This is a genomic window from Cytobacillus oceanisediminis (assembly GCF_004366035.1).
Lineage (GTDB): Bacteria > Bacillota > Bacilli > Bacillales > Cytobacillaceae > Cytobacillus > Cytobacillus oceanisediminis_C.
In genome coordinates, this window is record NZ_SOEE01000001.1 from 744,905 (window position 1) to 757,260 (window position 12,356).

Below are 12,356 nucleotides of genomic sequence, written 5' to 3' on the forward strand. Positions count from 1 at the left end.
CTAGCCATCTTTCCTTAGTATGCTAACACTTCCATTACCTTGCGAACTGACTCTGCCGATTTATCGAGGGCAGCTTTTTCCTCGCTTGTCAGTTCAAGTTCGATTACTTTTTCAATACCGTTTGCTCCAAGGATTGCAGGCACACCCAGATAGATTCCTTCGTAGCCATATTCCCCTTCCAGGTAAGCAATGGAAGGCAGTACGCGTCGCTGATCTTTAAGGATAGCTTCACACATTTCCACAAGGGAAGCAGCCGGAGCATAGTATGCACTTCCATTGCCTAATAAGTTGACGATTTCCCCGCCGCCTTTACGCGTGCGCTCAACAATGGCATCAAGACGATCTTTTGAAATTAATGTTTCCAAAGGAATGCCGCCTGCATATGAATAGCGGACTAGCGGAACCATATCATCACCGTGTCCGCCAAGTACGAATCCTGTAATGTCTTTAACAGACAAATTCAGTTCCTGGGCCACAAATGTGCGGAAACGGGCAGTATCAAGAACACCCGATTGGCCAATTACACGGTTTTTGGGGAAGCCTGATTCTTTGAAGACTGTATAGGTCATCGCATCCACTGGATTAGTCAGAACAACAATATAGCTGTTTGGGGAATGTTTTAAAATCTCCTGAGCTACACTTTTCATAATCTTTTGGTTCGTTTGCACAAGGTCGTCCCGGCTCATGCCTGGCTTCCTGGCTATGCCTGCTGTAATAACGACAATGTCAGAGTCCTTTGTATCTTCATAGCTGGACGTACCCGTGATGTTCGCATCGAATCCTTGAACAGGACTTGCTTCAAGCATATCAAGAGCTTTACCCTTTGTCGGATTTTCCATTTGCGGTATATCGACCAGTACAACGTCTCCAAGTTCCTTTTGGGCAAGCAAAAATGCGGTTGTTGCTCCAGTAAATCCCCCACCGATTACAGAAATCTTTTTGCGTTTCAATGACATGAGCAGTTCCTCCTTTAGGAAATGAAAGTATCAGGAATTTGCATTCCTTATGTAAGAGCTGTTTTATTAAAACAGTCATCCTATTAGCTTTACACATTCATCACTTACAAAAATCGCCAGCTGTCCAGCTGCAGAAGTTTCCCTAAGAAGCAATCTAAATAACACTGCAGAAATAGTATATTAGCCAAAAGCGCCTTTTATTAAAGGCGCTTTTGTTTTTTTACTCCATATTTTTAATTAATTCGTCTGCAAATTCAGAGCATTTCACTTCAGTTGCTCCATCCATTAGACGGGCAAAATCATATGTTACGACTTTTGAAGCAATAGATTTTTCCATAGATTTAACGATCATGTTTGCAGCTTCGTTCCATCCAAGGTGTTCAAGCATTAATACACCTGAAAGAATAACAGAAGAAGGGTTAACCTTATCAAGGCCAGCATACTTTGGAGCTGTACCATGAGTTGCTTCGAAGATCGCATGTCCAGTTTCATAGTTAATGTTAGCTCCTGGAGCAATACCGATGCCGCCAACCTGTGCAGCAAGTGCGTCAGAAATATAATCGCCGTTCAAGTTCATTGTCGCAACAACATCAAACTCTTTTGGACGGGTAAGGATCTGCTGAAGGAAAATATCAGCAATCGCATCTTTAACAATAATTTTGCCGGCTGCTTCTGCTTCTGCCTGTGCTTTGTTCGCAGCTTCAACACCCTGCTCATCTTTAATGCGGTCATATTGAGCCCAAGTGAATACTTTTTCTCCGTACTCCCTTTCAGCAAGCTCATAACCCCAATTTTTAAAGGCACCCTCAGTAAATTTCATGATATTGCCTTTATGTACAAGTGTTAGAGATTTGCGGCCTTCTTTGATTGCATACTCAATGGCAGCGCGTACAAGACGGCTAGTTCCTTCTTCTGAAACAGGCTTAATGCCGATGCCTGAGGTTTCCGGGAAGCGGATCTTATTAACGCCCATTTCATCCTGAAGGAATGAAATTAGCTTTTTAACCTCATCAGAGCCTTTTGCATACTCGATGCCGGCATAGATATCTTCAGTATTTTCACGGAAAATAACCATGTCAGTATCCTGAGGGCGCTTAACTGGAGAAGGAACTCCTTCAAACCAGCGGACCGGACGCAGGCACACGAATAGGTCAAGCTCCTGGCGAAGCGCAACATTCAGGGAACGGATGCCGCCGCCGATTGGCGTTGTTAATGGTCCTTTAATCGCAATAAGATATTCATTGATCAAATCAAGTGTTTCCGAAGGAAGCCACTCACCAGTCTGATTGAAAGCTTTTTCTCCTGCTAACACTTCTTTCCAGACAAGCTTGCGCTCACCTTTATATGCTTTTTCAACAGATGCATCCAATACACGGGAAGCTGCTGCCCAAATATCAGGACCTGTTCCGTCTCCTTCGATAAAAGGAACGATTGGATTGTTTGGTACGTTTAATACACCATTAGTAACTGTGATTTTTTCACCTTGCATTGTTATACCCTCCATTTTGAAAAGTGCGAGCATCAGCCTTTTTATTTATATAGTTTACGGCACGATGCTGCATCAGTATATCAGAATCAAAGGTTAGAAGGCATTTGCCCCTAACCTTTTTCCTGCTCTCTCTATTACAGCAATTTTTTGATAAAAAGTAAAATGCTGAGTAGTAATTTTAGTTCTATTAATCTGCTTTTTCTGCTTTTTAAAGACCTCTTTGCTCTACTGGAACGTATTTTTGCATTCCCGGGCCAGTATAGTCAGCACGCGGGCGGATCAGACGATTATTTTCATATTGTTCGAGAATATGAGCCAGCCAGCCGGAAACGCGGCTTACAGCGAAAATCGGCGTGAACAGGTCGTGGTCGATTCCCAGGCTGTGGTATACGGATGCAGAATAGAAGTCGACATTTGGCGGAAGTTTTTTCTCTCCGGTAACAATCGCTTCAATTTGCGTGGACATTTCGTACCAGTGTGGTTCCCCTGTAAGTTCTGTAAGCTTTTTGGACATTTCTCTTAAGTGCTTGGCACGAGGGTCGCCCTGACGGTATACACGATGCCCAAAGCCCATGATTTTCTCTTTCTTTTCAAGCTTTTCACGGATATATGGCTCCACATTTTCAAGAGTGCTTATTTCAGTAAGCATTTTCATTACGGCTTCATTGGCACCGCCATGCAGCGGCCCTTTTAAAGCGCCAATTGCAGCTGTAACTCCGGAATAGATATCTGACAATGTGGCTACACATACACGTGCAGTAAAGGTGGAAGCATTTAGTTCATGGTCAGCATGAAGAACCAGCGCTTTATTAAATGCTTCAATTGCGATTGGCTCAGGCTCTTTGCCTGTAAGCATGTATAGGAAGTTGGCTGCAAATCCAAGATCTGTTCTAGGAGCAATTGGCTCAAGGCCTTTTCTTACTCTAGCAAATGCCGTTACGATAGCAGGCATTTTAGCTTGAAGGCGAATTGCTTTTTTATAATTTGCTTCTACATCCATCTGGTCTGCTTCTTCATCATAAAGTCCCAAAAGAGACACCGCAGAACGCAGAGCAGCCATTGGATGCACTTTGTCGATTGGATATGTTTTAAAATGGTTCAGAACTTCCTCTGGAAGAGAGTAGTTTGCTGCAAGCTGACTCTTTAACTCATCCAGCTGGGATTGAGTAGGAAGCTTTCTGTGCCATAAAAGATAAATAACCTCTTCAAAGCTTGCATTTTCAGCCAAATCATCAATATTGTAGCCTGCATAGGTTAATGTATCGTCTATGATGGAGCTGATAGACGAAGTAGTAGCTACTACCCCTTCAAGACCGCGTGTTACTGTCATACCGAATCTCTCCTTTACATAATAAAATTTCCCCATACCCATTTTTGTCTGTACATTAAACATAAGTAAGCCGAACCTGATTTTTCATTTTTCAGAAAAGCTTCCTTGTCATGTCCACATTCTGTTTTATCTTTACTATGAACACTTTTATAGGGCTGCTGGACAGCCATTGCAAAGCCGGCTGTATTAGCCGATCTACAGACCAAAACCATGAAAGGTGAAACTTCCATTTAGTGAAAGGGCACTCCCTGATATACGGAAGAAATAAACTTTCTTTTGGCGTGCATTCCATCGAGCGGTTGCTCGGTACTCTTTAAAAAAAAGAAAATGCTTACATTTTTTCTGAATAGAAAAAATAAAAATATATTAATAACATTTTAATAGAGCTTAACTGAATATAATAGGTACCGTAAAATAGGTTACGCTTACAAGTCCTATTATAAACAATTATCTGACTTTTGTGAACGAAAAGCACTTAAAATGTTAAAAAATATTATTTTCCAAAAAAAGTTTATTTACAATAATGCCCAAGGGCAATAAGAAAAGCGGAAGCGCCTTGCCCATCCCGACACTTGAGGGGATAGGCTGCTTGCGCTAGACAGATATTAAAGTTCCAAGTTTTCTTTCTTCTTAAAAAAATCGATCATGAGCACAGTATCGATCATTTAAAGAGTTCAAAGATTTTCATTGCCATATACGCAATTCCTGCCCCTATTAGAGGACCGACGGCAACACCTTTAAAAAGGGAAACAGCAAGAATGGTCCCAAGAACAAGAGCAGTTGTTATATGAGGGTCTTCCGCCAGCAGAACGATGCCGCCTTTTGCCAAAAGCGCAACTGCAACCCCTGAGATAAGGGCAACCCATGCATAAGGGGATTTGAACGCTCCGCCTAAATCACGGAAGCCGATTTCACCGCTTGCTATTGGTGCCAGGACAGCGATTGTAATAATGGTTACGCCCCAGTTAATCCCTTTGGACTGCAGGAATGAAAAGGCTTTTGAATCGAGGCCGGCTGCTTTAAGGACAATCAATACAAAGACAGCAATGATCAATGATTGATTTTTTGCTATTACACCAATACCCAGCAACAGAATCAAAAAAATGAGCGATTGGGAAAACATTTGCTAATTCACCTGCCAGCTTTCTATATTATCGTAACATAATTTAATTCATTTTAATAATTTCTGAGTTCTTTACCTGATTTTAATAAATAGAATAAGTATTACTAGACAATAGCTAATTATTTTTAGCTTCATCAAAATTGATGTATGATATGACTAATAACATTACATAAAAACGGCAGCTGCAATGACTTAGTCTGTTCTAATTAAATAAGGAGGCTATTACTTGAACCCGGCATATATCTATCGGACCGTAAGATTTTTCTTTGTCATTGGAGTAGTGATCTTAAGTCTCTATGCTTTCTTATATTTATCCAAAGTGACTTACCCTTTCATTATCGGACTGGCCATTGCCTTTCTCATAAATCCCTTTGTCAACATGATGGAAGTTAAATGGAAAATCCCAAGGGCTCTTGCAGTCCTCATTGCTTTGATTCTTATCTTTGCCATTTTTGCTGGATTAATCACATTACTGGTGGCAGAGATCGTATCAGGTGCAGATTATTTGGCAAAAGTCGTACCGCAGCACCTCGATACTTTAATTGACTTCATTGAGCAGTTCTTTGCTGGGCAAATCATTCCTCTTTATAACCAGCTTGCAAGTTTATTTAATAATCTTGGCACAGGCCAGCAGGATACCATAATGACAAACATAGAAAATGTCGGAAAGCAATTTGGCTCCACCCTGGGAGATTTTATCCAGGCATTCTTCGAGAAAATCCCAAATATCCTTTCCTGGTTTCCCAATGCAGCAACTGTCCTGATATTCTCGCTGCTGGCCACTTTTTTCATCAGCAAGGATTGGCATAGGCTTTCAGGCCTCTTCAGCCGCATACTGCCCAGCCGTGCAAAAAAGAGCGGCAGAACTGTATTTGCCGATCTGCAGAAGGCCTTGTTTGGCTTTGTCAAAGCGCAGGCTACCTTAGTATCCATCACGACTGTTATCATACTTGCCGGACTGCTGATTTTGCGTGTCGATTACGCTATTACAATTGCACTTGTGACTGGCCTTGTCGATATCATTCCCTATCTCGGAACAGGGCTGATTTTTGTGCCATGGATCATCTATGAGGCAATCGGCGGAGAAATGAGCAGGGCAATCGGACTTGGCATTCTTTATATCATCGTATTGGTACAGCGGCAGATTATGGAGCCAAAGATCCTTTCATCAAGCATTGGACTTGACCCTTTAGCTACCCTGATTGCTTTATTTGTCGGTTTTAAACTGATTGGATTTCTGGGCTTAATCGCCGGGCCGGTTACTCTTGTACTCATCACAACTCTTCATAAAGCTGGAGTATTCAGGGATATCTGGTTGTTTATAAAAGGCAATGATGAAGCAGATTAAGCTGAAGAACCTGAATGTGAGCATCGCCTTCAATCAGGCTATGTAATGGATTGCCTATTTGGCACTTGCCTAACCAAAAGATGTGAAGGCGTCGGAAAATACAATGCCCAATAAAAGAAACAAGCCGCTCCAATTTAAAGGAGCGGCTTTATATATAGCTATTTTCACCTGATTATCGTGATCGTTCCCTTGTTCATCCATTTTTTCAGACCTAAATACAGGATGTTTTTAAATACTTTTCTTGCAGAAGGGAGAAGCAATGCAAATCCTAATGCATCTGTAATAAATCCCGGTGCAAGTAGCAGGGTGCCTCCAATAAGGATGCAGGCCCCATCAAGAATGGCATCTCCAGGCACTTGCCCGCAGCGAAGCTGATCCTGTATTTTTCTGATTGTATCAAGGCCCTGTTTTTTGGCCAGATAAGCACCGAGAACGCCTGTAAACAAGATAACCGCAAGAGTAGGCCATAGCCCAATTGTGTTCCCTGATAGAAGTAAAACACCAATTTCAGCAGCAGGAACGATTATCATCAGCAAGAGAATGTAGCGCATCAAGCCACCTCTATTTTGTATAAGACTTACCTTTATTATACCAAACATGGAACTGATAATATAACAATTTGTCTGCCCAGGCATCAAAAAAAGGAAGGGCAGCCCCTTCCTTTTTTAATCCTTACAGCACGCTTGCGTGGCCGTTATAAATTACGCCGCGCTGAGAATCGACTGTAACTTCCTGTCCATCTTTGAGAAGGGTTGTTGCTTTTTCAACCCCTACAATGACAGGTATGCCAATATTAAGGCCTACAACAGCTGCATGACTTGTAAGTCCGCCTTCTTCTGTAATAAGTGCACTGCATTTTTCAATAGCAGGGACCATTTCACGGTCAGAACCGATTGTAACCAGAATAGACCCTTCTGTTACTTTTGCCAATGCTTCCTCTGCATTTCTCGCCACAACGACTTTTCCAAAGGCTGATTTGCGCCCGATTCCTTGTGCCTTAGCCAGGATATCCCCCACCACATGAATTTTCATTAAATTGGTGGTACCAGCTTCACCAACAGGCACACCAGCTGTAATAACCACTAAATCTCCTGATGCAACAATTCCGCTGTTCACACTTTCCTCAACTGCAATATCAAGCATATCATCTGTAGTAGACGCTTTTTGGCCAATTTGAGGATAAACACCCCATGTTAAAGATAAGCGCCGTGATACATAGTCGTTTGAAGTAACGGCAACAATAGGAGCTTTTGGACGGTACTTTGAAATCATTCTTGCTGTATGGCCGCTCTCAGTCGGTGTAATAATTGCGTTAACATCCAGGTTTAGAGCTGTATGTGCCACTGATTGTCCAATGGCATCTGTAATGTTATGCTCATTATCTTTGCTGCGGTTTGATAGAATTTCTTTATGATCTAAGGCAGATTCTGCTCTTGATGCAATGTTGTGCATCGTCTGAACAGCCTCGACAGGATAAGAGCCTGCAGCCGTTTCACCGGATAACATGATAGCATCAGTACCATCAAAAATGGCATTTGCTACATCACTCGCTTCTGCGCGTGTTGGACGGGGGTTGCGCTGCATGGAATCCAGCATTTGTGTTGCAGTAATAACAGGTTTACCCTGTGCATTGCACTTTTTAATTAATTTCTTTTGCACAAGCGGAACTTCTTCTGCTGGAATTTCGACACCAAGGTCTCCGCGCGCTACCATAAGACCGTCAGAAATTTCAAGAATTTCATCAATGTTATCTACACCTTCCTGATTTTCAATCTTAGGAATGATGTTGATATAAGAGGCGTTGTGCTCTTCAAGCAGCTGTCTGATTTCCAAAACATCAGACGCTCTGCGGACAAAAGAAGCAGCAATGAAATCTACGCCCTGTTCGATTCCGAAGATGATGTCCTGAGCATCTTTCTCCGTTATGCCAGGAAGATTCACAGATACACCCGGAACGTTGACGCCTTTTTTATTTTTAAGTGTTCCGCTATTTAAGATTTTTGTGTGAATTTCACTGCTGGCTTTATCGATTTTTGTCACTTCAAGTCCAATTAAACCGTCATCAAGCAGAATTTTGCTTCCTGTGTGTACATCTTCAATTAGCCCTGCGTATGTAACAGAAAACTTTTCTGCTGTTCCTTCAACCTCGTTCATGGAGATAATAATGTTTTCCCCAGCTCTCAGTTCTATCGCACCTTCAAGCATATTGTTTGTGCGGATCTCCGGTCCTTTTGTGTCTAAGAGGATCGCTACTGTCTTGCCGGTCTTTTCCGCAGCTTCACGGATGTTCTGAATTCGCTGTCCATGCTCCTGGAAATCACCATGAGAAAAATTTAACCGGGCAACATTCATGCCTGCTTCAATAAGCTGTGTTAACTTTTCAACACTTTCACTGGCAGGTCCAATAGTACAAACGATTTTCGTTTTACGCATTTTAATTTACCTCCTGATTTGATGCAGCTTGATTACAAGAAAAGCGGAAGCGCCTTGCCCACCCCCGACAAGCACAAGACGAGCCTCTCGGAAAGGCGTTCTTTGCCTTTTTGAGAGGATTTCTCGAAATGTGGAGGCGACTGCCCAGAGACGACAGGCATAAGACCCTGAGTCCCCGGGAGCCGAAACAAGACAAGCTTGTGACCTCGAGGGGGTAGGCGCTGGAGCTAGACAGTTATCTTGTCAGCACAGGGCCCTTTGGGCGCATCGTGCTGGTTTATATGTGACAAAATTAAATAGACAGCTCTTTCGAAAGTTTGTATAGGTCCAGGTCAAGTGTATGCTCTCTATCCAATATTTCTATTATATCATGGTCAACAAGTTTATTATTTTGAATTCCTACTGCACGTCCGCCTTTGCCTTCAAGGAGAAGTTCTACTGCATGTGCTCCAAGGCGGCTTGCCAGCACCCGGTCGAATGCAGTTGGGGATCCGCCCCTCTGCATATGGCCAAGTACAGACACCCGTGTATCAAAGTTTGTTGTTTCCTTTATTTGCTTGGCAAATTCCACTCCGCTGCAGACTCCTTCTGCTACCACAATGATACTATGCTTTTTGCCGCGTTCATGTCCCTTTTTAAGTCTCTCTGCAATTTCATCCATACTATAGCCTGCTTCAGGAATGAGGATTGTTTCCGCACCGCCTGCTAATCCTGCACATAAAGCGATGTCTCCTGCATCTCTTCCCATTACTTCAATGATAAACGTTCTTTCATGGGAAGTAGCCGTATCACGGATTTTATCAATTGCATCAATAACCGTATTTAAAGCTGTGTCAAAGCCAATAGTATATTGGGTTCCCGGAATATCATTATCGATGGTGCCAGGTACGCCCACACAGGGAAATCCTTGCTCTGTCAAAGCTTTTGCTCCACGGTATGAACCGTCCCCTCCAATTACCACAAGACCTTCAATGCCGTGCTTATTCATCTGTTCAATGCCTTTTTGCTGGCCTTCTCTTGTTTTGAACTCTTCGCTTCTTGCCGAATGAAGGACTGTGCCGCCGCGATGGATGATATCACCAACCGAACCAAGGTCAAGCTTCTTAATATTCCCTGACATTAAGCCGGAATATCCGCCATAAACACCATACACTTCAATATTATGATAAATCGCTTTACGGACAACTGCTCGTACAGCTGCATTCATGCCAGGAGAATCGCCGCCGCTTGTTAATACTCCTATTTTCTTCACAATAATCACCCCGAATGTAATTTATATAAAAATAAGAAAGCGTGTTGTCTGCTGCGCTGTTTTTTAACAGCCTATAAATCATGGACACGCCTGCCCAGGAATTTTACTTGTAATATAGGCTCTTTATGTAAAGCAGAGCATAGTCTGCTTATCTTATTATTGAACAAAACGCTATTGAATATTTCTAAAATACCATGAAGAAGGGATCATCTCAACTTAATCAGGCAAATTCAAGGAAATACAGAATTGTCGGGTAACTGAAAGCGTTTTATACAAGAAAAGCGGAAGCACCTCGCCCACTTTTGGAAGGCAGATTAAGAACTCCGCGTCCTGGGGCAATGTCTGCATGACCCTCATCCTGTTGGCCTCAAGCACAAGATGATCCTCAGGGAAAGGCGTTCTTTGCCTTTTGGGAGGGGGCAGGTGCTGGAGCTGACAGTTTTCCACATCGGAATTTACATCATTTTTCTTTTGACAAGCCTGCAGTATAAGCCTCCCGCTGACATAGATGGCTTGTGCAATGGAATAGGCAAAAAATAAAAGCGTGCCCGAAGGCACGCTTTTATTTTACCCCAATAAATTCCTTTAAAAACGAATATTCACCAATGGATTTGAACTTGTTGTACCGGTGGTCGATAAGCTGATCTTCAGAAAGATTCATCAAATCCTTCAATGATTGATAAAGGACCTCTCCGATTTCTGCAGCCTGCACCTTTACATCTTTGTGGGCTCCGCCCTTTACCTCTTCGATAATCTCATCTACAACACCTAATTCTTTTAAATCCGGAGCAGTAATTCTCATGGATTCTGCAGCCTTTTTGGCCTGCGTGGCATCTTTCCAGAGAATGGCAGCAGCTCCTTCTGGAGAAATAACCGAATAAGTGGAGTTTTCAAGCATATGAATATGGTTTCCCACACCGAGAGCCAGCGCTCCGCCGCTTCCCCCTTCACCGATGACGATACAGATAACAGGCACCCTAAGGCTGGCCATTTCAAACAGGTTTTTTGCGATTGCCTCGCTCTGTCCGCGTTCCTCTGCGGCTTTCCCAGGATAGGCACCCTTTGTATCAATGAAACAAATGATCGGCCTTCGGAATTTATCTGCCTGCTTCATGAGTCTTAATGCTTTGCGGTACCCTTCGGGATGCGGCATTCCAAAATTTCTGCGGATATTCTCTTTTGTGTCTTTTCCGCGCTGATGCCCAATGACAGTAACCGGAAGGCCCCTAAACTTTGCAATGCCTCCAACAATGGCTTCGTCATCCCCAAAAGCACGATCTCCATGACACTCGAAAAAATCCTCAAAAAGATAGGAGATATAGTCCTGGGTGGTTGGCCTTGCAGGATGTCTTGCAATCTGTACACGATCCCACGGTTTCATATTTTCATATATATCGGTTTCTAATTTCTCCAAGCGCGCTTCCAGCTTCTCTATCTCAGAGGATAGGTCTACATCGGCTGTTTTTGTAAACTCTTTTAATTCAGCAATCTTTTTTTTCAGCTCCATAACCGGACGTTCAAATTCTAATTCTCCTGCCATTGGAAGTCACCTCCTGGTTGATGTATCGATAAAATGGCTGATATCTTGTCCTTTAACTCTGTTCTGGGGATGACTGCATCCAATTGTCCGTGTTTTAATAAGAATTCTGCTGTCTGGAAGTCTTCCGGCAGTTCTTCACGGATCGTTTGTTCTATGATTCTGCGCCCCGCAAAGCCAATCAAAGCACCAGGTTCCGCCAAATTGTAATCTCCCAGTGAAGCAAAGCTTGCAGACACACCGCCTGTAGTCGGATGAGTCATGATGGAGATAATCAGACCTCCATTATCACTGAATCTTTTTAAGGCTACACTTGTCTTAGCCATTTGCATCAGGCTCAAAACGCCTTCCTGCATTCTTGCTCCGCCTGAAGCGGTAAATATAATAAAAGGAACTCCCAATTCATCAGCTTTTTCAATGGCACGGGTAATTTTTTCTCCAACTACTGAGCCCATGCTTCCCATTCTGAATGTGGAATCCATAACGGCCACTGCTATTTTTTGGCCATTTACAGTGCCTGTCCCAGTCACTACCGCTTCATTAATTTTTGTTTTTTCCCGATCTTTTTCCAGCTTTTCAATATAATCCGGGAAATTAAGAGGATTTTCAGATATCATGTTTGCGTTAATTTCCTCAAAGCTACTGGCATCCAAAAAGCTTTCCAAGCGCTCTTTTGAATTCATGGTATGGTGGTATTGACAATGGAAACACACTTTAAGGTTCTTAACCAATTCTTTTGTATACATGATCTTCTTGCAGTTCGGACACTTTGTCATGATTCCTTCCGGCACATCCTGCTTTGCCGTTTCCGATGGAATGGTTGCATATTTCTTCTTCTTCGTCTTAGTGAAAATATCTTTAAGCAAGATGAAACCTCCCTGATATTCG

General features: G+C 42.8%; 11 protein-coding genes. 1 reads left to right on the forward strand and 10 read right to left on the reverse strand.

Annotated features, from left to right (window positions below; translation table 11 throughout):
• Nucleotides 1-14: 14 nt before the first annotated feature.
• The 4 genes from mdh to DFO72_RS03835 all read right to left on the reverse strand — a co-directional run bounded on the left by mdh (nucleotide 15) and on the right by DFO72_RS03835 (nucleotide 4,898).
• Nucleotides 15-956, reverse strand: coding sequence for a malate dehydrogenase (gene mdh, locus DFO72_RS03820; protein WP_113882623.1), 942 nt, complete (start codon nucleotides 954-956; stop codon nucleotides 15-17).
• Nucleotides 957-1,176: 220 nt separating this feature from the next.
• Nucleotides 1,177-2,445, reverse strand: a complete 1,269-nt coding sequence (icd, locus tag DFO72_RS03825) for an NADP-dependent isocitrate dehydrogenase (RefSeq protein WP_113882622.1) — start codon at nucleotides 2,443-2,445, stop codon at nucleotides 1,177-1,179.
• A 208-nt stretch (nucleotides 2,446-2,653) separates the two neighbouring features.
• Entirely contained in the window at nucleotides 2,654-3,775 is a 1,122-nt protein-coding gene (citZ, locus tag DFO72_RS03830; RefSeq protein WP_113882621.1) for a citrate synthase, read from the reverse strand.
• A 661-nt stretch (nucleotides 3,776-4,436) separates the two neighbouring features.
• A complete protein-coding gene (locus DFO72_RS03835; protein WP_113882619.1) occupies nucleotides 4,437-4,898 on the reverse strand; it encodes a DUF441 domain-containing protein in 462 nt (153 codons plus the stop codon).
• 226 nt (nucleotides 4,899-5,124) lie between these two features.
• Between DFO72_RS03835 and ytvI the strand changes: the two genes are divergently transcribed.
• On the forward strand, nucleotides 5,125-6,246 hold the full coding sequence (gene ytvI, locus DFO72_RS03840) for a sporulation integral membrane protein YtvI (RefSeq protein ID WP_113882618.1): 1,122 nt from the start codon (nucleotides 5,125-5,127) through the stop codon (nucleotides 6,244-6,246).
• A gap of 164 nt (nucleotides 6,247-6,410) precedes the next feature.
• Here ytvI and DFO72_RS03845 read toward each other — a convergent pair whose 3' ends face one another.
• From DFO72_RS03845 to accD, 6 genes are all read right to left on the reverse strand, one after another.
• Nucleotides 6,411-6,797, reverse strand: coding sequence for an FxsA family protein (locus DFO72_RS03845; protein WP_113882617.1), 387 nt, complete (start codon nucleotides 6,795-6,797; stop codon nucleotides 6,411-6,413).
• Between the two features lie 121 nt (nucleotides 6,798-6,918).
• Entirely contained in the window at nucleotides 6,919-8,679 is a 1,761-nt protein-coding gene (gene pyk / locus DFO72_RS03850; protein ID WP_113882616.1) for a pyruvate kinase, read from the reverse strand.
• 292 nt (nucleotides 8,680-8,971) lie between these two features.
• A complete protein-coding gene (pfkA, locus tag DFO72_RS03855) occupies nucleotides 8,972-9,931 on the reverse strand; it encodes a 6-phosphofructokinase (RefSeq protein WP_113882615.1) in 960 nt (319 codons plus the stop codon).
• A 216-nt stretch (nucleotides 9,932-10,147) separates the two neighbouring features.
• Nucleotides 10,148-10,489: a hypothetical protein gene (locus DFO72_RS03860; protein ID WP_113882614.1), complete on the reverse strand. Its 342-nt coding sequence runs from the start codon at nucleotides 10,487-10,489 to the stop codon at nucleotides 10,148-10,150.
• 4 nt (nucleotides 10,490-10,493) lie between these two features.
• On the reverse strand, nucleotides 10,494-11,471 hold the full coding sequence (gene accA / locus DFO72_RS03865) for an acetyl-CoA carboxylase carboxyl transferase subunit alpha (RefSeq protein WP_113882613.1): 978 nt from the start codon (nucleotides 11,469-11,471) through the stop codon (nucleotides 10,494-10,496).
• The gene (gene accD, locus DFO72_RS03870) at nucleotides 11,456-12,334 is read right to left on the reverse strand and encodes an acetyl-CoA carboxylase, carboxyltransferase subunit beta (RefSeq protein WP_113882612.1); all 879 of its coding nucleotides are present in this window, start codon (nucleotides 12,332-12,334) and stop codon (nucleotides 11,456-11,458) included. Before accD ends, accA begins: the two co-directional genes overlap by 16 nt.
• Nucleotides 12,335-12,356 lie beyond the last annotated feature (22 nt).